This is a genomic window from Nocardia sp. NPDC050697, from assembly GCF_040654395.1.
GTDB lineage: Bacteria > Actinomycetota > Actinomycetes > Mycobacteriales > Mycobacteriaceae > Nocardia.
Genome location: NZ_JBFAHY010000007.1, coordinates 207,501 through 228,029, shown reverse-complemented (window position 1 = coordinate 228,029; position 20,529 = coordinate 207,501). Strand labels below are relative to the sequence as shown.

18 protein-coding genes and 1 pseudogene are annotated in these 20,529 nt (G+C 73.3%); 11 read left to right on the top strand and 8 right to left on the bottom strand.

The features are described 5' to 3' along the window. Window positions 1–11: 11 nt before the first annotated feature. Window positions 12–932 (top strand): 16S rRNA (adenine(1518)-N(6)/adenine(1519)-N(6))-dimethyltransferase RsmA, encoded by a 921-nt coding sequence (rsmA, locus tag AB0H71_RS24360; RefSeq protein WP_357025113.1) that lies wholly within the window; start codon window positions 12–14, stop codon window positions 930–932. A gap of 17 nt (window positions 933–949) precedes the next feature. On the opposite strand, the gene AB0H71_RS24355 is transcribed toward rsmA, so the two are convergent. Further along, window positions 950–1,840 (bottom strand): hypothetical protein, encoded by an 891-nt coding sequence (locus tag AB0H71_RS24355; protein WP_357025110.1) that lies wholly within the window; start codon window positions 1,838–1,840, stop codon window positions 950–952. Further along, a complete protein-coding gene (locus tag AB0H71_RS24350) occupies window positions 1,840–2,046 on the bottom strand; it encodes a copper ion binding protein (RefSeq protein ID WP_357025107.1) in 207 nt (68 codons plus the stop codon). The genes AB0H71_RS24355 and AB0H71_RS24350 overlap by 1 nt, the downstream gene beginning before the upstream one ends. A 153-nt stretch (window positions 2,047–2,199) precedes the next feature. Here AB0H71_RS24350 and AB0H71_RS24345 point away from each other — a divergent pair, with 153 nt between their 5' ends. Both AB0H71_RS24345 and AB0H71_RS24340 read left to right on the top strand, forming a co-directional pair. Then, a complete protein-coding gene (locus tag AB0H71_RS24345; protein WP_357025104.1) occupies window positions 2,200–3,129 on the top strand; it encodes a 4-(cytidine 5'-diphospho)-2-C-methyl-D-erythritol kinase in 930 nt (309 codons plus the stop codon). 201 nt (window positions 3,130–3,330) lie between these two features. Further along, complete coding sequence (locus AB0H71_RS24340) at window positions 3,331–5,142, top strand: ABC-F family ATP-binding cassette domain-containing protein (protein WP_357025101.1); 1,812 nt, start codon at window positions 3,331–3,333, stop codon at window positions 5,140–5,142. Here the strand turns inward: AB0H71_RS24340 and AB0H71_RS24335 are convergent. Together AB0H71_RS24335 and AB0H71_RS24330 are read right to left on the bottom strand one after the other, a co-directional pair. Further along, on the bottom strand, window positions 5,139–6,017 hold the full coding sequence (locus AB0H71_RS24335) for an Abi-alpha family protein (protein ID WP_357025098.1): 879 nt from the start codon (window positions 6,015–6,017) through the stop codon (window positions 5,139–5,141). The two genes, AB0H71_RS24340 and AB0H71_RS24335, sit on opposite strands and share 4 nt — an antisense overlap. Then, window positions 6,014–7,288 (bottom strand): hypothetical protein, encoded by a 1,275-nt coding sequence (locus tag AB0H71_RS24330; protein WP_357025095.1) that lies wholly within the window; start codon window positions 7,286–7,288, stop codon window positions 6,014–6,016. Before AB0H71_RS24330 ends, AB0H71_RS24335 begins: the two co-directional genes overlap by 4 nt. A 307-nt stretch (window positions 7,289–7,595) precedes the next feature. Here AB0H71_RS24330 and AB0H71_RS24325 point away from each other — a divergent pair, with 307 nt between their 5' ends. Both AB0H71_RS24325 and AB0H71_RS24320 read left to right on the top strand, forming a co-directional pair. Continuing rightward, window positions 7,596–8,441, top strand: coding sequence for an Abi-alpha family protein (locus AB0H71_RS24325; protein WP_357025566.1), 846 nt, complete (start codon window positions 7,596–7,598; stop codon window positions 8,439–8,441). 508 nt (window positions 8,442–8,949) lie between these two features. Beyond that, window positions 8,950–9,444: a nuclear transport factor 2 family protein gene (locus AB0H71_RS24320; protein ID WP_357025563.1), complete on the top strand. Its 495-nt coding sequence runs from the start codon at window positions 8,950–8,952 to the stop codon at window positions 9,442–9,444. Here the strand turns inward: AB0H71_RS24320 and AB0H71_RS24315 are convergent. Further along, on the bottom strand, window positions 9,441–11,084 hold the full coding sequence (locus AB0H71_RS24315; RefSeq protein ID WP_357025092.1) for a peptide chain release factor 3: 1,644 nt from the start codon (window positions 11,082–11,084) through the stop codon (window positions 9,441–9,443). The two genes, AB0H71_RS24320 and AB0H71_RS24315, sit on opposite strands and share 4 nt — an antisense overlap. A gap of 270 nt (window positions 11,085–11,354) precedes the next feature. Here AB0H71_RS24315 and AB0H71_RS24310 point away from each other — a divergent pair, with 270 nt between their 5' ends. From AB0H71_RS24310 to AB0H71_RS24300, 3 genes are read left to right on the top strand one after another with little or no spacing between them, the layout of a single operon-like run. Next, window positions 11,355–11,990: a 50S ribosomal protein L25/general stress protein Ctc gene (locus AB0H71_RS24310; RefSeq protein ID WP_357025089.1), complete on the top strand. Its 636-nt coding sequence runs from the start codon at window positions 11,355–11,357 to the stop codon at window positions 11,988–11,990. 9 nt (window positions 11,991–11,999) lie between these two features. Next, window positions 12,000–12,581 carry an aminoacyl-tRNA hydrolase gene (gene pth / locus AB0H71_RS24305; protein ID WP_357025087.1) on the top strand — a complete coding sequence of 194 codons (582 nt, stop codon included), beginning with the start codon at window positions 12,000–12,002 and terminating at the stop codon, window positions 12,579–12,581. 6 nt (window positions 12,582–12,587) lie between these two features. Beyond that, window positions 12,588–13,430: an SDR family NAD(P)-dependent oxidoreductase gene (locus AB0H71_RS24300; RefSeq protein WP_357025084.1), complete on the top strand. Its 843-nt coding sequence runs from the start codon at window positions 12,588–12,590 to the stop codon at window positions 13,428–13,430. 3 nt (window positions 13,431–13,433) lie between these two features. On the opposite strand, the gene AB0H71_RS24295 is transcribed toward AB0H71_RS24300, so the two are convergent. From AB0H71_RS24295 to AB0H71_RS24285, 3 genes are all read right to left on the bottom strand, one after another. Beyond that, window positions 13,434–15,080 carry a fatty acyl-AMP ligase gene (locus tag AB0H71_RS24295; RefSeq protein WP_357025081.1) on the bottom strand — a complete coding sequence of 549 codons (1,647 nt, stop codon included), beginning with the start codon at window positions 15,078–15,080 and terminating at the stop codon, window positions 13,434–13,436. 98 nt (window positions 15,081–15,178) lie between these two features. Then, window positions 15,179–16,096 (bottom strand): ribonuclease Z, encoded by a 918-nt coding sequence (locus AB0H71_RS24290; protein WP_357025078.1) that lies wholly within the window; start codon window positions 16,094–16,096, stop codon window positions 15,179–15,181. Continuing rightward, window positions 16,097–17,302: an aminotransferase class V-fold PLP-dependent enzyme gene (locus AB0H71_RS24285; protein ID WP_357025075.1), complete on the bottom strand. Its 1,206-nt coding sequence runs from the start codon at window positions 17,300–17,302 to the stop codon at window positions 16,097–16,099. A gap of 229 nt (window positions 17,303–17,531) precedes the next feature. Here AB0H71_RS24285 and egtA point away from each other — a divergent pair, with 229 nt between their 5' ends. From egtA to AB0H71_RS24270, 3 genes and pseudogenes are all read left to right on the top strand, one after another. Further along, window positions 17,532–18,824, top strand: coding sequence for an ergothioneine biosynthesis glutamate--cysteine ligase EgtA (egtA, locus tag AB0H71_RS24280; protein WP_357025072.1), 1,293 nt, complete (start codon window positions 17,532–17,534; stop codon window positions 18,822–18,824). Then, the gene (egtB, locus tag AB0H71_RS24275) at window positions 18,821–20,158 is read left to right on the top strand and encodes an ergothioneine biosynthesis protein EgtB (RefSeq protein ID WP_357025069.1); all 1,338 of its coding nucleotides are present in this window, start codon (window positions 18,821–18,823) and stop codon (window positions 20,156–20,158) included. Before egtA ends, egtB begins: the two co-directional genes overlap by 4 nt. A gap of 40 nt (window positions 20,159–20,198) precedes the next feature. Next, a pseudogene (locus AB0H71_RS24270) lies at window positions 20,199–20,351 on the top strand (ergothioneine biosynthesis protein EgtC); the annotation flags it as partial. Window positions 20,352–20,529 lie beyond the last annotated feature (178 nt).

Here is a 20,529-nt window from a genome sequence, read left to right as displayed (position 1 = left end):
AGGTTCCCCGGGTGCCCGAACCCGAACCGACCGCGTCCGCTCCCGCCGGTAACCCGCCGCCGCCCGCAGGCGCGCGCGGGGAGGCGGCGCTGCTCGGCCCGGCCGAGGTGCGGGTGCTGGCCGAGCGGTTCGGCATCCGGCCGACCAAGCAGCTCGGGCAGAACTTCGTGCACGACGCCAATACCGTGCGGCGGATCGTCGCCGCGGCGGGCGTCGGGGCGGGCGACACCGTGCTCGAGGTCGGCCCCGGGCTCGGCTCGCTGACGCTGGCGCTGCTCGACGTGGTGCACAGCGTGGTCGCGGTGGAGATCGATCCCGCGCTCGCCGCCGCGCTCCCGGGCACCGTCGCCGATCGCGCGCCCGGGCTGGTGGAGCGGCTGCACGTGGTGCGGGCGGACGCGCTCCGGGTGGGTGCGGGCGAGCTTCCGGTCGCGCCGACCGCGCTGGTGGCGAACCTGCCGTACAACGTCGCGGTGCCGGTGCTGCTGCACCTGCTGGCCGAGCTGCCCGGGCTGACGACCGCGCTGGTGATGGTGCAGGCCGAGGTGGCGGATCGGCTCGCCGCCGCGCCGGGGAACAGGGTGTACGGGGTGCCGTCGGTGAAGGCGGGGTTCTTCGGGTCGGTGCGCCGGGCCGGGGCGGTCGGGACCCAGGTGTTCTGGCCGGTGCCGCGGGTGGAGTCGGGGCTGGTGCGGGTCGACCGCTACGCCGAGCCGCCGTGGGCCACAGATGCCGCGCACCGGGCGCGGGTCTTCCCGGTGATCGACGCGGCCTTCGCCCAGCGCCGCAAGACGCTGCGCGCCGCGCTCGCCGGGTGGGCGGGTTCGGCCGCCGAGGCGGAGCGGCGGTTGCGCGCGGCGGGGATCGATCCCGCCGCGCGCGGGGAGACGCTGGACACCGCCGCCTACGTCCGGCTGGCCGAACAGGGCTGAATCACTCGGCCCGCGGCTCAGCCGTGGCCGTGCTCGCCCGAGCCCGAGCCGGAATCCGTTCCGTGCTCGTGGCCGTGCCCGTCACCGGAGGGCTGCTCGACCACCGAGGCGGTGAACTCGGCGGTCCGCACCTCTCCTCCGTGCTTGAAGTCCAGGTACAGCCGGTAGTCCCCGGTGCTCGGCGCCTCGGCGTGGAACGCGACCTCGGGGCCGGGCGGGGTGCGCCCGACCTCGCCCTCGGGGTGCACGTGCAGGTAGGCCAGATCCGCCGCGCGCAGCGCCACCAGGTGCGCGTACGCGCCGAGGTACGGCTGCAGATCGGTGACCGGCACCCCGTCGCGCCGGACGGTGAACCGCAGCTCGCTCCCCGCGGTGCTCAGATCGCCGGTCAGCGTGACCTCGTACCCGTCCACCCGCGCCACCGCGGCGGGCGGCGGCAGCGGCCGCACCGCGACCGCGCCGGCCACCTCGACGGTGCGGCTGAGCACCAGCTCCTCGGCCCCCTCGGGGGCGAAGTCGGCGAAGACCCGGTAGCTCCCCGGCTCGGCCCAGCTCCAGTCGATGGACCAGACCCCGGCCGCGTCCATGGCCGGATGGACGTGCCGGTACTCGGTCCCGTCGCTGCGCACCACGATGAGGTGCAGCTTCTCGTCGTGCCTGGTGGCGAAGCGGGTGACCGCCGCGCCGTCGCCGCCGGTGATGCGGAAGCGGAGCGGGCCCGGCGTATCCGGCGCGCCCGGCGCCTCGATCGGGGTGAGCGTGTACCCGCCCGCGCTGTCGGCGAGCCCGGTGGCGACGGGCTCGGCGGGCGCGGAATCCGGCGCCGCCCATTTCCCGATCCCGAGCGCCGCCGCGAAGACCACGACCAGCGCGACCCCGAACCCGGCGAGCTTGAGCCGGTCGGACATCAGCGCGCGACCTCGTACCCGGCCTCGTCCACCGCGGCGAGCACGGCGTCGTCGCTCAGCGCCGCGGAGCTCTCCACCCGGACCGCGCCGGACTCCAGGTCGACGTCCACCCCGGTGACGCCGTCGATCTTGCCGATCTCGGACTTCACCGCGGCCGCGCAGTGCCCGCAGGTCATTCCGGTGACGGTGTAGGTGGTGCTCGGCATCTCGGCTCCTGTGCTCGTCGGAAGGGTTCGGACACCCGGGGCGGCAATACTGCCCGGGGGTATCCGGCACCCCGACGATACCCCCGCCCGGTATGGAACCGCAATGTGCCTGAGCCGGGCATCCGGCCGGGGCACCGGTTAGGCTCGGCTACCGTGCTGTCAGTTGTGCCGAGCCCCCTCACCGTGCGCGCACCCTCCAAGGTGAACCTGCACCTCGGCATCGGCGATCTACGCCCGGACGGCTACCACGATCTCACCACCGTCTTCCAGGCGCTCTCGCTCACCGACGACGTCCGGATCGCCCCGGCGGGCTCGCTCACCGTGAAGGTTTCCGGCGAGGGCGCCGCCGAAGTCCCGACCGACCGCACCAACCTGGTGTGGAAGGCCGCGGTCCGGCTGGCGCACCTGGCCGGGCGGGCGCCGCTGGTGGAGATCGCCATCGGCAAGGGCATCCCGGTGGCGGGCGGCATGGCGGGCGGCAGCGCCGACGCGGCGGCCGCGCTGGTCGGGCTGGACGCGCTCTGGGAGCTCGGGCTCGGCCGCGACGAGCTCGCGGGCATCGCCGCCGAACTCGGCAGCGATGTGCCGTTCGCGCTGCACGGCGGGACCGCGCTCGGCACCGGCCGCGGCGAGCGGCTGCTCCCGGTGCTGGCCAGGAACACCTTCCACTGGGTGCTGGCGCTGGCCAAGGGCGGGCTCTCCACGCCCGCGGTCTTCGCCGAGCTGGACCGGCTGCGCGCGCAGGGCGAGCCGCCCCGGCTCGGCGAGCCGCAGCGCCTCATCCAGGCGCTCGCGGGCGGTGACGCCGCCGCGCTCGCCCCGCTGCTCGGCAACGACATGCAGGCGGCGGCGCTCTCGCTCAAACCCGAGCTGCGCCGCACGCTGCGTGCGGGCGTCACCGCCGGTGCGCTGGCGGGCATCGTCTCCGGCTCGGGCCCCACCTGCGCCTTCCTCTGCGAGAGCGCCGACGCGGCGGTCAACGTCGCCGCCGAACTCGCGGGCGCGGGCGTCTGCCGCAGCGTGCGCACGGCCACCGGCCCCGTCCCCGGCGCCCGCATAGTCCCGGCCGACGACGCGAAGTAGCACCGACGGTGCCGGCAACCGGGGCATTGCGATCCCGGCCGCGGGGACGTCGCACCCGGGTCGGGCCGCACCGAGCGCCGCGAGGTGCCCGGATCGTCCGCGCCGAGCGCTGAGCGCCGCCGCAACCCCGCGCCCACCGGCGCCGAGCGGCTCCTCGGTAATCTGGACCGTCGCCTCTCCCGCATGTCCCCGGAAGGATCCATGTCCAACCTGATCAACCTGGAGCAGGTCTCGAAGAGCTTCGGGATCACGCCGCTGCTCGACGGCGTCTCGCTCGGAGTGCACGCCGGGGAGCGGATCGGCGTCGTCGGCCTCAACGGCGGCGGCAAGACCACCCTGCTCGAGGTGCTGACCGGGCTGGAGCCGCCGGACGCGGGCCGGGTGAGCAGGCTGGGCGGGCTGCGGATGGCGGTGGTGACCCAGCGCGGTGTGCTGCCTCCCGGCGCCACGGTCGGCTCGGTGGTGCTGGCCGGGATCGCCGACGAGGCGGGGTTCGCGCACGCGGGCGAGCTGGCCGAGCACGAGTACGCCGCGAACCCGCGGATCCGCGGCGTGCTGGAGGGCATCGGCATCGCCGGGCTCGGCCTGGAGACCCCGGTCGACTCGCTCTCCGGCGGCGAGCGCCGCCGGGTGGCGCTGGCCGCCGCGCTCGTCCGCGAGCTGGACCTGCTGGTCCTGGACGAGCCGACCAACCACCTCGACGTCGAGGGCGTGCAGTGGCTGGCCGAGCACCTGCTGTCCCGGCGCAGCGCGCTCGTCGTCGTCACCCACGACCGCTGGTTCCTGGACACCGTCGCCACCCGCACCTGGGAGGTCGTCGGCGGCAAGGTGGAGAGCTACGAGGGCGGGTACGGCGACTGGATCTTCGCCCGCGCCGAGCGCGCGCGGCAGGCCGACGCCACCGAATCCCGCCGCCGCAACCTGGCCCGCAAGGAGCTGGCCTGGCTGCGCCGCGGCCCGCAGGCCCGCACCTCGAAGCCGCGCTACCGGGTGGAGGCCGCGGAGGCGCTGATCGCGGATGTCCCCGAGCCGCGCGACAGCGTCTCGCTGGCGAGCTTCGCGCGCAAGCGGCTGGGCCGGGTGGTGGTCGAACTCGAGGACGTCGCGCTGGCCACCCCGGACGGCCGCGAGCTGCTGCACGACCTCACCTGGCGGCTGGCGCCCGGCGAGCGGGTCGGGCTGGTCGGCGTGAACGGCAGCGGCAAGACGACGCTGCTGCGCGCGCTGGCCGGCGACACCGAGCCGACCGCGGGCAAGCGCATCCAGGGCCAGACGGTCCGCATCGGCTGGCTGCGCCAGGAGCTCGACGACCTGCCGGTCGAGATGCGGGTGCTGGAGGCGGTGCAGCAGGTCGCCCAGCGGATCGAGCTCGGCGACGGCTACGAACTCTCCGCCGGGCAGCTCGCCGAGCGGCTCGGCTTCAGCGCCGCGCGCCAGCGCACCCCGGTGCGCGACCTCTCCGGCGGCGAGCGGCGCCGGCTGCAGCTCACCCGGATCCTGATGGCCGAGCCGAACGTGCTGCTGCTCGACGAGCCGACCAACGACCTGGATATCGACACCCTGCAGCAGCTGGAGGACCTGCTCGACAACTGGGCGGGCACGCTGGTGGTGATCAGCCACGACCGCTACCTGATCGAGCGGATCTGCGACTCCACCTGGGCGCTCTTCGGCGACGGCGGCCTCACCAACCTGCCCGGCGGCATCGAGGAGTACCTGCGCAGGCGGGCCGCGCTCGGCGCCGCCCCCGGCCTCCGCGCGGCCGCCGCCACCGCGACCGACGCGCCGAAGTCCGCCGTCGACCCGGCCGCCTACCGGGCCGCGCGCAAGGAGCTGTCCAAGCTGGAGCGCGCCCTGGACAAGCTCACCGAGCGCGAGCGCACCCTGCACGACGCGCTGCTCGCCGCCGCCACCGAGCCGGACCGGCTGGCCGACCTGAACGCCGAGCTACTCCGGGTGACCGCCGAGAAGGCGACCACCGAGGAGCGCTGGATGGAGCTGGCCGAGGAGTTCTAGCTGGATTCCGCGGTGCGGCCGTCCACCACCACGGGCAGGCAGGTGCGCACGAAATCGGCGCCGAAGCCGCTGAGCAGCACGCTCCGGTACTGCACCTTGGCGCCGCGCCCCGATCGCTTGAGCAGGTCCCGCACCACGGCCTGGGCCTCGATGATCTGGTAGCGGTTCGGGTTGCCGACCGGCTCCCGGTCGAACTCGATCAGCCCGAGCCTGCGCAGGTTCGTCTGGTACTGCTGGATCCGGTTCGGGAAGCGCAGCCCGGCGTGCTCGCCGAGCACCGTGATCCCGGTGATCTTGCGGTCCGAGCCGAGCGTGCGCGGCCGGCCGAGCCGGATGTCGATGGCGGGCTGCGGGCCGTCCAGGTGCAGGAAGCGCAGCACCCGGGCCTCGTCGGGGGTGAGTTCGGCCAGGATGCGCGCGAAGGCCGGGTGCATCTCCGTGCTCTCGGCGCTGGTGCTGGCGGAGAGCCGGAGCAGCGCGGCGCCCTGCTCGCGCAGCGTCGGCACCCCACCCTGGCCGCCCGCGTGCTCGGCATCCACCCCGAGCACCCGGCGCAGCCGCTCGCGCACCTCGGATTCCGCCTCGGCCAGCACCTCGCGCGGCGGCGTTCCCGCCATGCTGCCCCTGACCACGGTCGAGGTGACGCCGAGCGCGGTGTCCACGGTCCAGGTGGTGACCTCGGAGGCGGCGGTCCAGGCCACCTTGGCGACCCCGGTGGCGGCGCGCACGGTCTCCCGCGGCGTCACCGGCACGATGCGCCGCTGCCCGCGCAGCGCGAGCTCCCGGCGCGGCGGGGCCCCGAGCACCTCGGGTTCGGCGTCGTTCCCGGCGGGAGCCCCGCCGCTCTCGGGCGCCGCGCGACCCGGATCGCTCACAGCCATGTGGTTGCCACTTCCGTTCCGAAGACCAGAATATGAGCGTATCCGGCAATCAGCCCGAGCACGCCGCCATGGACGAAAAGCAGCCATTCGTCCTGTTTGATCGCGGCGCGCAGCATGTCGACGAAGTCGGGTGGGGAGAGCGCCGACATCTGCTTGGCGATGTACTCGTTGACCTGCTTGCCCTGCTGCTGGTTGAAGTCCGGATCGGCGAAGGCGATCGGCGCGATGGCCATCGCCTCGCTGGTGAAGGTGTTCTGCAGGGTGTCGTAGTCGCGGCTGCCGAGCATGAACTTGACCGCGGGGCGGGCCGGGCCGAGCGCGCGGTCGGCGGCCGGGCGCAGCGTGTCCTCCAGCATCTGCATGGTGCGGTCCGAGCGCGGGCCGTTCAGCAGCTCGTCGCCGATATTGGCGAGTGTGATCACCTGGGTGGAGACCAGCTCGGCGTAGCCGTCGGTGATCTCGTTCTGCCGCTTGATCAGCAGCCCCTGCCGCCAGGGGCACCACCACTTGGGGTAGGCGGGGGCGAAGATCATGTTAAGCCCGACCCAGTTCACCACCCAGCCGATCACGATGCCGCCGATCGGCAGCACCGCCAGGCTGGACCAGCCGGTCAGGTGCAGGATCCCGACCAGCACGACGCCCATCGGGGCGCCGAAATAGAAGCCGAAATTCTGCATGAAGCGCAGTTCCTTGGCGCCGAGCACCTGGAAGAGCTGGTTCAGCAGTTGCGGCCGGGCCTGGAAATAGCGGATGACCATCTGCTTGACGTCGAGCAGCTGATCGATGTTCTCGCCCAATTCCAGGGTGAGCTCGCGGAGAATATCCGGCAGCTGCTGCTTCACCCGCTCGTGCACCTTCTCGCGCACCTGCGCGGGCAGGTTGAACCAGAGCTGCGGATGCTCGCGGCGCAGAATTTCCTCGACGATGTCGCGGATCTGCGCGTCGGCCACCCGGGTGAGATGTTCGGCGAGCTTTTCCGGGTCCAGCTCGCGGTAGAAGTCGGAGACGCTGCCCAGTTTGGAGAGCCCCTTGTCCACCGCGATACTCGCCATCTTGTCGGCGCGCGACGGGACGATGCCCTGCCAGCCGAGCCTGCCGTCGTAGCTGAGCAGCGGCAGGATCTGAATTCGCTTGGGCAGGTAGGGAAACAATGCGCGAAGGCCGGGCAACCGGAAGCCGTGGAACGCGATCGGCTTGAACAGCATGAGGATGCCGGTCCAGTTGGTGATATAGCCGATGACGCCGGTGAAAAGCGGGATGGTCAACAGCTCGAGGAGAATGGTCGGATGGACCCCGAAAGCACTCTCCAACACGACTTCCTCCTGCCGACACACCAGTGACCGCCGCCGCACCGGCTCCTCAAACTAGCACCAGGGCGGCGGCGGAACCGCACTGTGCGCCGAATGCGCGGGTCCGGCATACCGGTCGCGGGTGCGGGGCAATATTCTGGGGACGGTTTCCATCGGCGGTCGAGGAAGTTCGGAGTGGGACGTGGCAGACGACAGAACCGGACGGGCCGCCACCGGGCAGGCCGCACCGGGCCAGAACCTGATTCGGCCGGGCAGCCGCGAGGTGGAGCGCAGCGCTGATGTCGAGCAGCGGCAGATCAGTAACGAGGCGCGGCTGATCCGCGGGGTCTTCCGGGCCGCCGGGGTGGCGGCGGGGTCGGTGGTGCGCGGCGGGCAGTGGGCCGTCGGCACCGGCTACGAGGTGACCCGCGAGATCGCGCAGGCGGCGCTGGACGGTGAGTCCTCCGCCGATATCGCCGAGCGCACCGGCAACGCGCTGCGCTCCATCGCGCGCAGCGCGCTCGGCGTCACCGAGGGGTCGGTGCGCGAGATCGTCAGCTATGTGCCGACGCCGAACGGCGGCGGGGGCAGCACGCCGCAGCCGCAGCAGCAGGCGCTGGTGATCGGGCAGAACCTGCGCTCGGCCAGCTCCCAGGAGCTGCGCAGGCGCGGTGACGCGCTGCTGGCCCGCTCGGCCGACGTCTACTTCACCGAGGACGTGCACCCGGCCTACGACCGGATCCTCGACGAGCTCGCCCCCGACGAGGCGCGCATCCTGCGCTTCATGGCGCTGAACGGCGCGCAGCCCGCGGTGGACGTGCGCACCAACCGGCCGCTCGGCATCGGCTCGGAGCTGGTGCAGGGCGATCTGACCTCGGTGCCGGAGCAGGCGGGGGTGCGCTACCCGGACCGGTCCCGCGCCTACCTGATCAACCTGAACCGGCTCGGGCTCACCCGGACCTCGGACGATCCGGTGGTGCTCAGCCGCTACATGGTGCTCGAGGTGCAGCCGTCGGTGGAGGCGGCGCTCAAGAAGGCCGGGCGGGCGCCGAAGATCGTGCGCAAGAGCCTCCGCCTCACCGAGTTCGGCGAGGACTTCTGCCGCACCTGTTTCACGATCGCGACCTGACCATCGCGGTGCGTCGCCCGCTGCGGTGATAGCGATCTGATACAAATCTTCGCGATTCGGTCGAGCGTGCCCGAGCGGATGGGATCGTGGAGTCATGGACCAGGAGCGCAGCGAGACGGCCGGTGCGGCCGCGCCGCGCGGGGCAACCGCCCCGGGCGGTGCCCGCTCGCGCCCGGCCGCCGTATCCGAGCGGCCGGCGAATCGGGACGGCGCCCCCATCTCCGCCGGTGACAGGCAGGTGGGGCCCGCGGGCCAGGCCGCGGGCGGGCGAATCTCCGCGGACGACAGGCGGGCCGACGCGCCCGGCTCCGCCGCCCCGCGCGAGGAGCCGCGAGCCGACGCGGGCGGCGCTGCCGACGAGCGGCGGCCCGCCGGGGCCGATGGCGGCGCGTGGCCCGACGGGCAGAATCGGATCGGTGCGGACTCCGACCTCTCGCGGGTCGGGCTCGGCACCCCGGCCGGGCCACCGCGCACCGGCGGCACCGCGGACCGCAGCGCGGCCGACGATATCGCCGCGATCGAGCGGCTCAAGTTCCGCTACCTGCGCACCCTGGACACCAAGGACTGGGACGAGTTCGCCGACACCCTGATCCCGGAGGCCACCGCCACCTACAGCGAGTACCTGCAGTTCGAGTCCCGCGAGGCCTTCCTGGCCTTCCTGCGCAACACCCTCGGCCCGCACGTCATCACCGAGCACCGCTGCGACCACCCGGAGATCGACGTGGACGGCGACACCGCCGCGGGCACCTGGTACCTCGCCGACACCGTGCTCATCCCGGCGCACAATATGCTGCTGCGCGGCGCCGCCTTCTACACCGACCGCTACCAGCGCTGCGACGACGGCCGCTGGCGCATCGCGCACACCGGCTACGAGCGCACCTACGAGGTGGTGCTCTCGCTCAGCGACCTGCCCAGCCTGCGGCTGACCTCCAGCCGCTGGGGGCTGCTCGCCCGCGAGGACGGCATCGCCCCGCTGCAGCGCGACCCCGGCGGCACCCCCTAATCGGCGGCGGCGACCAGCGGCTCCAGCGTGAGTCCCTTGTGTTCCTTCTCGATGTACTGCAACCGCCACTTGTCGCTGAAGAGCGCGAGAATCGCGCCGTCGCTGCGGGTGAAGACCTCGACCCCGCGCTGCCGATCCAGCTCCTCGGCGGAGGCGGCGTCGGTGCGCCGCGCGATGGAGTAGCCGAGGAAATCCAGCTTGGTCTCCACGCCGAACTCGGCCTGCATGCGCGCCGTGACCACCTCGAACTGCATGGGCCCGACGGCGGCGAGCACCGGGGAGGCGTCGCCGCGCGCGTCGTTGCGCAGCACCTGCACCACGCCCTCGGAGTCCAGCTGGTCCATGGCCTTGCGGAACTGCTTGTACTTGCCCGCGCTCTCCGCGCGCAGCACCGCGAAGTGCTCCGGCGCGAACGACGGGATCGGCGGGAACTCCACCTTCTTGTCCACGAAGAGCGTGTGCCCCGGCGCCAGCGCGGTGGCGTTCACCAGGCCGACCACGTCACCGGGGTAGGCGGTGTCGACGGTGGTGCGCTCGCGGCCGAAGACGGTGAGCGCGTACTTGGTGGCGAACGGCCGCCCGGTCTGCGCGTGCGTCACCACCATGCCGCGCTCGAACTCGCCGGAGACGATGCGCATGAAGGCGAGGCGGTCGCGGTGCGCGGTGTCCATCCCGGCCTGCACCTTGAAGACGACGGCGCTGAACGGGTCGGTGGTCTCCCGCGGCGTGCCCGCGACATCGGCCCGCGCGCGCGGCGGCGGGGCCAGCTCGATCAGCGTCTCCAGCAGCTGCCTGACCCCGAAGTTCAGCATGGCGGAGGCGTAGATCACCGGCGAGGTCTGCCCGGCCAGGAAAAGCTCCTGGTCGTGGTCCTGCCCGGTGGCGGAGAGCAGCTCGCTCTCCTCGGCGGCGGTGCTCCAGGCCTCGCCCTCGCGCTCGGCCGCGGCGTCCGGGGTGATCGACTCCTCCGGCGCGATGGTGGCGCCGCCCGCGGTGCGGGTGAAGTGGATGTACTCGGCGGCGGCGCCCTCGGGGCCGCGGCGCAGCAGCCCGCGGAAGTCGCCCGCGATGCCGACCGGGAGGAAGAGCGGGGTGGGGGTGAGCCCGATCCGCTCGTCGATCTCGTCCAGCAGCTCCAGCGGAGCGCGGCCGGGGCGGTCCCACTTGTTGATCACGGTGATCACCGGGATGCCGCGGTGCCTGCAGACCTGGAAGAGCTTGAGCGTCTGCGGCTCCAGCCCCTTGGCGGCGTCGATCAGCATGACCGCCGCGTCCACCGCGGTGAGCACGCGGTAGGTGTCCTCGGAGAAATCGGAGTGGCCTGGGGTGTCGACCAGGTTGATCACATTGTCGATGTCCGAGCCCGCGGTGCGGTAGTTGAACTGCAGCGCGGTGGAGCTGACCGAGATGCCGCGGGCCTTCTCCATCTCCATCCAGTCCGAGACGGTGGACTTGCGCCCGGCCTTGCCGTGGATCGCGCCCGCCTCGGAGATCACCCGCGCGTGCAGCGCCAGCGCCTCCGTCAGGGTCGACTTGCCCGCGTCCGGGTGCGAGATCACCGCGAAGGTGCGCCTGCGCGCGACCTCCGCCGGCAGCCCGCGCGGGACGGAGACGACGGCGCCGTCGGGGGAGGCGGTCACGGTGATCGGCCCTTTCGCGTGCGGGATCGGCAACCTGTCCAGCGTACGTGATTGCGGCGTGACCTCCCGATTCCAAGGGCGCTGCCCAGCTGGGGTATGGTGGTCGGGTTGTCTCGGCGAGGGTGACCGCCCAGCGTGCACCGTGATCGACGCGGCTCGGCCTTCCGGCCGTCCGGTCGTTTCCATTCGCCCGACGAGCAGACCATCGCGCAGGACGTCCCGCGCGTAGCCCGTGTCCAGCCCCGGAAAAGCCGTAGGAGTATTTCAGTCATGTCCGACGTCAACGTCCTCGAGGCCGTAGTACGCACCGAGTTCGGTAAGGGCGCAGCCCGTCGCACCCGCCGTGCGGGCAATGTTCCGGCCGTGCTGTACGGCCATCAGTCGGATCCCCAGCACCTGGCCGTGAACGCCAAGGAGTTCGCCGCGATCCTGCGCCAGCACGGCACCAACGCCGTGCTGAACCTGGTGATCGACGGCACCCCGCAGCTCGCGCTGACCAAGTCCGTTGTCGTGCACCCGATCCGCCGCTACATCGAGCACGCCGACCTGCTGATCGTGAAGCGCGGCGAGAAGGTCACCGCCGACGTGAACATCGTCGTCACCGGCGAGGCCGCGGCGGGCACCCTGGTCACCCAGGACGCCACCACCGTGTCGATCGAGTCCGACGCGCTGAACATTCCCGAGTCCATCGAGGTCTCGGTCGAGGGCGCCGAAGAGGGCACCCAGATCACCGCCGCCGACCTGTCGCTGCCGAAGGGCGTCGAGCTGGCCGTCGATCCGGAGACCCTGATCGTCAATGTCATCACCGCGCCCGTGGTCGAGGACCCGGAGGCCGACACCACGGAGACCTCCGAGGCGGCCGAGGGCGACGAGGCCACCGAGGCCGACGCCGAGAGCGCCGAGTAACACCGGGTCGTGTCCGAACCCGCCGCCGGACCGGCGCTCGTCGCCGGCCTCGGCAACCCCGGGCCCGAGTACGAGCGGACCCGGCACAATGTGGGCTTCCTGGTCGCCGACGTGCTCGCCGAGCGCGTCGGCGGCCGGTTCACCGTGCACAAGAAGTCCGGCGCCGAGCTGCTGCAGGCCCGGCTGGACGGACGGCAGGTGCTGGTCGCCAAGCCGCGGTCGTTCATGAACGTCTCCGGGCGGCCGGTCGCCGCGCTCGCCCGCTTCTTCTCCGTTCCGCCCACCGAGGTGGTGGTGGTGCACGACGAGCTGGATCTGCCGTTCGGCACCATCCGGGTCAAGCGCGGCGGCGGCGAGGGCGGCCACAACGGCCTGCGCAGCGTCTCCTCGGCGCTCACCACCAAGGAGTACCTGCGGGTGCGGGTCGGCATCGGCCGCCCGCCGGGCAGGCAGGATCCGGCCGACTTCGTGCTCAAGCCGTTCGCGGCGCCGGAGCGCAAGGAGGTCCCGGTCATCGTCGAGCAGGCCGCCGACGCCGTCGAGCTGCTGCTCCGGGTCGGGCTGGAAGCCGCGCAGAACCAGCTGCACTGAGGGGTCATGGCTTCGAACGCACAGCGCGCCGCCGCACACCGGCTCGCGCCCTTCGTCCTCGGTCCCGTCGGCGGCACCCGCCGGGCGGATGCGGTGCGCCTCGACGGCACCCGCATCCTGCTGACCGGCGCCTCCTCCGGAATCGGCCGGGCCGCCGCGCTGCGCACCGCCGCACGCGGCGCCGAGCTGCTGCTGGTCGCGCGCCGCGCCGGTGAACTCGAGCAGCTCTGCGCCGAGATCGCCGCGCACGGCGGCAAGGCCGAGTACCGCGTCTGCGACATGGCCGACCAGGCCCAGGTCGCCGAGCTGGTCGAGAGCCTGGACGGCCCGGTCGACGTGCTGATCAACAATGCCGCGCGCTCGATCCGCCGCCCGCTCACCGAGTCCTTCGACCGGCTGCACGATTTCCAGCGCACCATGGCGGTGAACTACTTCGGCGCGGTGCAGCTCACCCTCGGCGTCGTGCCCGGCATGCTGGCCCGCGGCGGCGGCCACGTGCTCGACGTCTGCACCTGGACGGTCGCCGCCGACAGCTCCCCGCGCTTCGCCGCCTACCACGCCTCCAAGGCCGCGCTGGCCGGCTTCAACCGCAGCGCGGGCGCCGAACTGGCCGCCGCCGGAATCGCCTTCACCACCATCGGCTACCCGCTCGTGCACACCGCCATGAGCTCGCCCACCGAGCGCTACCGCCGCCTCCCCGGGCTCACCCCCGACCAAGCCGCCGACTGGATCCTCACCGCCCTGCGCACCCGCCCGGTCCGCATGGTCCCGCGCTACGCCGCGCTGCTCCGGGCCGTCAACCAGGTCTCCCCGCGCACCGTCGACCGGCTGCTGGCCCGCCGCTCCTGAAGCTCAGTCCAGGTGCGCGGCGGTGGCGGCGCGGCGCAACTTCCCGGACGAGGTCTTGGGCAGCGCCCCCGGCCCGAGCACGGTGACCGAGCGCGGCCGCACCCCGACCTCGGAGAAGACCGCGTGCACCACCTCGCGCTCGATCCGCTTGACCTGCTCCTGGTCCTCGTGGTCGTTGCTCTCCACCACCACCGCGAAGCTCTCCCGCTTCTGCCCGGCGTCCAGCCGGACCGCGACCGCGTTGCCCGGCCGCACCCCGGCCACCCGGCCGGCGGCGCGCTCGATATCGGTGGGGTAGATATTGCGGCCGCCCATGATGATGACGTCCTTGATCCGCCCGCAGACCACGATCAGCCCGCGCTCGGTGAAGTAACCGATATCGCCGGTGTCCAGCCAGCCGTCGGCGTCCCGCGCCGGGCGGAAGCCGTCGACGGTGACATAGCCTTCGGTCACTGCGGGGCCGCGCAGCTCGATGACGCCGACCGAACGGGTGGGCAGCGGCTGCCGCTCGGCGTCCACGATCCGCCCCTCCAGCTGGTCCACCAGGTAGCCGAGGGTGGGCAGGGCGCGCACCGAGCCGTGGTGCGCGCGCTGGTCGCGGATCGGGACCGCCTTGCCGATGGCCTCCAGTAGATCCGCGTCCACCACGTCGACCACCTGGCCCAACCCGGGGTCGGGGATGGAGACGGCGAGCGTGGTCTCGGCCATGCCGTAGACCGGGGTGAGCGCGGCCGGGTCGAGGCCGAAGCGCTTGCCCGCGACGGCGAGCTGGTCCATGGTGTCCGGGTCGACCGGCTCCGCGCCGTTCCACATGTAGCGCACGCTGCTCAGGTCGTAGGCGCCGTCCTCGGCGCGGGAGAGCCGCCGGGCCAGCAGCGAGTAGGCGAAGTTGGGGGCGGCGGTGACGGTACCGCGGTACTTGCCGATCAGCTCGGCCCAGAGCAGCGGCTTGGCCAGAAAGTCGAGCGGCGTCACGCAGACCACCTCGGCGCCGAGCTGCATGGGCACGCTGAGGAAGCCGACCATGCCCATGTCGTGGAAGAGCGGCAGCCAGCTCACCATGACGTCCTGGTCCAGCTGGAACTTCACCCGGTCGAACATGGCGTAGGCATTGACGAAGAAGTTGCCGTGCGTGATCCGCACCGCCTTCGGCGAGCCGGTGGAGCCGGAGGTCAGCTGCTGCAGCGCGATGTCGTCCTCGCCGGTGGGCAGCGGTTCGGTGTCCGGGCCGTCGTGCAGCCGGTCGATCCGCACCACCGCGATGCCGCGCTCCAGCAGCAGCGGCTCGGCCGCCTCGAAGGGCGCGCCGAGCACCACCGCCTTGGCCTCGATCATGCGCAGCACGGTCTCGGTGTCCTGCGCCCAGACGGCCAGGTCGGTGCGGGGCGTCGGCTGGTGCAGCATGGTGATGGAGGCGCCGCGCATCCAGACCGCCTGGCAGGCGGGCGCGATATCGACCGGCATCCCGGCCAGCACGCCGACCGCGTCGCCGTGCCCGATCCCGGCGGCGGCGAGCCCGCCCGCCATCCGCCTGGCCTGCCCGTGGATCTCCCCCCAGGTCTGCCTGCGCGGCTCGTTCGGCTCGCCGGTGACCAGGCCGCGCTGACTCGCCGCGGCGGTCGCGTACATCTCCTCGGTGAACCTGCTCACGTTCCACTCCCTCGGCTCGGCCCTGCCCTGCTATCCCGCCGCAGCGGGCGGACGTTAACTCCCGGTGGTGATTCGCCCGGAGGTAGCGAGCGGACGAGTCAGCGCCGGGGTGGCAGCGGTACCCGCAGCAGGTCGTGCGCAACCACGAGGTGACCGTCGAAGTGCCGCGACGCCTCCCTGCGGTGCTCCTCCAGGGTGCGGTAGCGCTGCGAGAAATGGGTCAGAACCAGCGTCCGGACCCCGGATTCGGCCGCGACCCGCGCGGCCTGGGCCGCGGTGAGGTGCCCGTACTCGGCGGCCAGGTGCGCGTCGGCCTCCAGGAAGGTGGCCTCGATAACCAGCATGTCCACCCCCGCGGCCAGTTCGAGGACGCCGGGGCAGAGCCGGGTGTCCATGACGAAGGCGAAGCTCTGCCCCGGCCGCACCTCGCTCACCTCGGCCAGCGTGACCTCCCGCTCGCCCACCCGGAGCACGCCGGTGCGCTGGAGCTCGCCGACCTGCGGCCCGCGCACCCCGAGCGCCGCCAGCCGCTCCGGCAGCAGCCTGCGGCCGTCCGGCTCGGTGAGCCGGTAGCCGAACGCCTCGACCGGGTGCGAGAGCGCCGCGGTCGTGAGGGTGAACGGCGCGCCGGGAGCCGCCAGCGGGCCCGCCGCCGCGATCGGGTGCTCGGTGAGCTCGACGGTCCGGCGGAAGGCGCTGGCATCGCAGAGGTTGCGGAACCAGTGCGCGCCGGAGGCCGGGTAGTAGGCGTGCACCGGGTGCGCCACCGCGTCCAGGCTGATCCGCTGCACGATGCCGGGCAGCCCGAGGCAGTGGTCGCCGTGGAAGTGCGTGAGCGCGATCCGGGTGATCGCCGACGCCGCGACGCCGGCGTGCGTGAGCTGCCGCTGGGTGCCTTCGCCGGGGTCGAAGAGCAGCCCCTCGCCGTCCCAGCGCAGCAGGTAGCCGTTGTGGTTGCGCTGCCGGGTCGGCACCTGGCTCGCGGTGCCGAGCACGACCAGCTCGCGGGCCGACATCTACAGCGCGGCCACGGCGGCGACGAACCGGTCCAGCTCGGCGTAGGAGACGAAGCAGTGCGGCGAGGCGCGCACCACCGCGTCCAGCCCGCGCTCGGTCATGTCGAGCAGCGTCGAGCTCGCGCGGCTCACCGTCACGGTGATGTTCCGCTCGGCCAGCCGGTCCCGGATGGCCTCGGGGGCGATCCCCTCCTTGGTGAAGGAGACGATGCCGCCGCGAGCGCCCTGCTCCCCGCCGAGATCGCGCACCGTGACCCCGGCCAGCGCGCCGAGCGCCGCGCGCAGGTGCGCCGAGCGGTCCGCGATCGCCGCGTAGACCGCCTCCGGGCCCAGCTCGAGCAGGTAGCGCACGGCCGCGCCGAGCCCGAGCCGGGCCGCCACATCGTGCTCCCAGAACTCGAAGCGCCTGGCATCCGGGGCCAGCTCGTAGCTCTCCGGCCCGGTCCAGGTGGCGCTGTGCAGGTCCAGCCGCTGCGGCTCGATCGCCGCGACCAGCTCCGGCCGGATGTACAGGAAGCCGGTGCCGCGCGGCCCGCGCAGCCACTTGCGGCCGGTGGCGGAGAGCGCGTCCACGCCGAGTTCGGTCACATCGAGGGGGAGCTGACCGGCGGCTTGGCAGGCGTCGAGCAGGACCAGCGCGCCGCTCCCGCGGGCCAGCCGCGCCGCCTCGGCGACCGGGTTCACCACCCCGCCGTTGGTCGGCACGTACACCAGCGAGACCAGCTTGACCCGCTCGTCCAGCATGGCGGCCAGCGCCTCCAGGTCGAGCAGCCCCGACCCGTCGCTGGGGATTCGCTCCACGCTCGCGCCCGCCGCCCGAGCGCGCTGCAGCGTGGCGATGGCGTTCGCCGCGTAGTCGATGCCGCAGATCAGCACGCGGTCGCCGGGGCCGAGCGGTACCGAGTAGAAGAAGTCGGTCCACGCCCTGGTCGCGGAGTCGCTCAGCGCGATGGCCCCCGGCACCGTCCCGAGCAGCTCCGCGATCGAGCCCCTGACCCCGTCCAGGTCGTCGATCCGCTCGTTCGCCGCCCGGTAGCCGCCGACCTCAGCCTCGCGCCGCAGGTGCGCGATCACGGTCTCGGTGACGACCCCCGGCGGCAGCGAGGAGCCCGCGCTGTCCAGGAACACGTGACCGGAGGCCGGGGCGGAGGGGTCGAGCCCGGAGCCGAGGCCCGGGGTGTCGGCGCGGAGCCTGGCGTCGTCCATGCCGCGACCCTAGCGGTAGCGGCCGACGGAGATTCGGCCCTTTTCTTGTCGGCGGGCGCCGCTACCCTTGACGGTACGACGCGATCCGGCCCCGTCCGCGAACACTCGACCCCGCTGCCCCGAGCTCGAACGACAACCCGCCGACCCCGGCCCATCGCAGTGCCCGCCGGATCGAACCCCTTGCACACAGCAGTACGGATACGAACAACGCACCACGGTGGAGGTTGGTATGTCGGTCACGCTCGAGCACCCGGAGCCGCCCGGTCAAACGGTCGATCAGGAGGATCTGTCGTCCCGCGCGGCGGCCGAGGCGTACGTCGGCGGGGTCTGTTTCAAACTCGGTCCACCAGCGCTGATCGGCGCCGAACTGGAGTGGCTCACCGTCCAGGGTGAATCTTCGGCGTACTCGACGGACGCGCCCCGTCCCGCCCTGGACGATCTCGCGGGCGCACTAGGGCCGCACGCCCCGCGGTCGCTCGCCCCCGGCTCGCCGGAGCTGCCCCTGCCCGGTGGTAGCCGCGTCACCGTCGAACCCGGTGGCCAGATCGAACTCTCCAGCTCCCCCTACCCCGATGCGCAGGCGCTCTCCGCCGCACTGCGCGCCGATGCCGCCGTGCTCCGCGCTCTGCTCGCCACCCGCGGCATCCGCACCGTCTCGCTCGCCGCCGACGCCTCCCGTCCGCCGCGGCGGCTCCTCGAACTCCCGCGCTACCGGGCGATGGAACGGCACTTCGCCGGGATCGGCCCGTTCGGCAAGCTCATGATGTGCAATACCGCGGCCGGCCAGGTCAGCGTGGACGCCGGCGCCGACCCCGCCGAGGTGGCCGCGCGCTGGCACCTGCTGCACGTCGCCGGCCCCGCGCTGGTCGCCGCCTTCGCCTGCTCGCCGCTGCTGAAGGGCGCGCCGGGCGGGGCCTGGGCCTCGCAGCGCATGCGCACCTGGCTGCGGCTCGACCACAGCCGCACCCGGCCGCCCGCCGAGCAGTGGGCCGACCCCATCGCCGGGTACGCGAGCTGGGCGCTCGACGTCCCGCTGCTCTGCGTCCGGCCCTGCGGCCGGGACCCGGAGGCCCCGAAGTGGACCGCACCGCCCGGCGCCACCTTCGCCGACTGGCTCTCCGGCGCACTGGACGACGAGATCGGCCGCCGCCCGGCCCGCGCCGACCTCGACTACCACCTGACCACGCTCTTCCCGCCGGTGCGCGCCTCCGGCTACCTGGAGGTCCGCTACCTCGACGCGCAGCCCGGCGACACCTGGAGCACCCCGGTGCACGTCATCGAGGCCCTGCTCAGCACCCCGGCGGTGGTGGCGGAGGCCACCGCGCTGGCCGCGCCGACCGCGGGCCGCTGGCAGGAGGCGGCACACGCCGGGCTCGCCGATCCCGAGCTGCGCGCGGGCGCCGAGGCGCTGCTGCGGCTGGCCGCCGCGCACTCCGCGCAGCCGGGCGAGGTCGAGTCCGCCGCCGCACGATGTCGCGCGGGGCGCACCCCGCACGACGACGACCCGGGAGTGAAGGCATGACCATCCAGTTCTCCGACAACGCGACCACCGACCGGCTGCGCGGCGCGATCGCCGAGGTGCTCACCAGGGCCCGCGCCCGCACCCTAGCGCTCACCGGCTGCCTGGACGATGCCGAGCTGGCCGCGCAGCACTCCCGGCTGATGAGCCCGCTGGTGTGGGATCTCGCCCACATCGGCAACCAGGAGGAGCTCTGGCTGGTGCGCGATGTCGGCGGCCGGGCCGCCGTGCGCGGCGATATCGACGAGCTCTACGACGCCTTCAAACACGCCAGGGCCGCGCGCCCGGAGCTGCCGCTGCTCGACCCGGCCCAGGCCCGCGGCTACGTCGGCTCGGTGCGCGACGAGGTGCTCGATGTGCTCGCCGGGGCCCCGCTGCACGGGAATCCGCTGGTCGAGGGCGGCTTCGCCTTCGGCATGATCGCCCAGCACGAGCAGCAGCACGACGAGACCATGCTCGCCACGCACCAGCTGCGCAGCGGCCCCGCCGTGCTGGCCGCGCCGCCGCCGCCCGCCGCCCGGGTCGCCGTGCGGGGCGAGGTGATCGTGCCGGCGGGCGAGTTCGTGATGGGCACCTCCACCGACCCGTGGGCGCTGGACAACGAACGCCCGGCGCACCCGGTGCACGTCCCCGGCTTCGCCATCGACGCCGCGCCGATCACCAACGGGGAGTACCTCGCCTTCCTCGCCGACGGCGGGTACGAGCGGCCCGAGCTGTGGTCGCCGCGGGGCTGGCAGCACCGCACCGAGGCCGGGCTGGTCGCGCCGCAGTTCTGGGAGCGCGACGGCGCGGGCACCTGGTGGCGCCGGGCCTTCGGCACGCTCACCCCGCTGCGGCCGCGGCAGCCCGTCGTGCACGTCTGCTACTTCGAGGCCGAGGCGTACGCGAACTGGGCGGGCAAGCGGCTGCCCACCGAGCCCGAGTGGGAGAAGGCGGCGCGCTTCGACCCGGAGACCGGGGTGACCCGGCGCTACCCGTGGGGCGATGCCGACCCCGGCACCGCGCAGGCCAACCTGGGGCAGCGGCACCTGGAGCCCGCCGACGTCGGCGCCTACCCGGCCGGTGCCTCGCCCGCCGGGGTGCACCAGCTGATCGGGGACGTCTGGGAGTGGACCTCGTCCGGGTTCGAGCCGTACCCCGGGTTCCGCGCCTTCCCGTACGCCGAGTACTCCGACGTCTTCTTCGGCGGCGACTACCGGATGCTGCGCGGCGGTTCCTTCGGCACCGACCCGGTCGCCTGCCGCGGCACCTTCCGGAACTGGGACCACCCCATCCGCAGGCAGATCTTCTCCGGCTTCCGGCTGGCGCGCGACCTGCGCTCCGGCGAGGGCCGGTGATCGGGCCGGAGCGGCCCACGTCTCGCCCCGGGCGGCGCTGATGTGCCGTCACCTGGGGTACGTGGGCCCCGCCGTGCCCGTCGGCAGTGTGCTGACTCGCGGGCCGCACTCGCTGCGGACGCAGGCCTGGGCGCCGCGGGATATGCGCGGCGGCGGGACCATCAATGCCGACGGGTTCGGTGTGGCGTGGTGGCGGGAGGTTTCTCCGGCCCCGCCTGCCGGGCGCTCGCCCGCGCCCGGGGGGCCGGATGGTCCGCCGCGTGAATCCGGTGGGCCGGATGGTGCCTCGCGCGAGCCCGGCAGGGCGGACGACGCCCCCCGCGGGGCTGTTGCCGCGCCCGGGCCGGCGGGTGCCGTCGCGCCGGGGGAGA

What these genes read in the sequence shown, in the direction of transcription:
- AB0H71_RS24310 (WP_357025089.1), top strand. Translation starts at nt 11,355, where the DNA reads ATGTCCGACGTCAACGTCCTCGAGGCCGTAGTACGCACCGAGTTCGGT.
- egtA (WP_357025072.1), top strand. Translation starts at nt 17,532, where the DNA reads ATGTCGGTCACGCTCGAGCACCCGGAGCCGCCCGGTCAAACGGTCGAT.
- AB0H71_RS24350 (WP_357025107.1), bottom strand. Translation starts at nt 2,046, where the DNA reads ATGCCGAGCACCACCTACACCGTCACCGGAATGACCTGCGGGCACTGC.
- AB0H71_RS24290 (WP_357025078.1), bottom strand. Translation starts at nt 16,096, where the DNA reads ATGTCGGCCCGCGAGCTGGTCGTGCTCGGCACCGCGAGCCAGGTGCCG.
- AB0H71_RS24300 (WP_357025084.1), top strand. Translation starts at nt 12,588, where the DNA reads ATGGCTTCGAACGCACAGCGCGCCGCCGCACACCGGCTCGCGCCCTTC.
- AB0H71_RS24285 (WP_357025075.1), bottom strand. Translation starts at nt 17,302, where the DNA reads ATGGACGACGCCAGGCTCCGCGCCGACACCCCGGGCCTCGGCTCCGGG.
- AB0H71_RS24340 (WP_357025101.1), top strand. Translation starts at nt 3,331, where the DNA reads ATGTCCAACCTGATCAACCTGGAGCAGGTCTCGAAGAGCTTCGGGATC.
- egtB (WP_357025069.1), top strand. Translation starts at nt 18,821, where the DNA reads ATGACCATCCAGTTCTCCGACAACGCGACCACCGACCGGCTGCGCGGC.
- AB0H71_RS24355 (WP_357025110.1), bottom strand. Translation starts at nt 1,840, where the DNA reads ATGTCCGACCGGCTCAAGCTCGCCGGGTTCGGGGTCGCGCTGGTCGTG.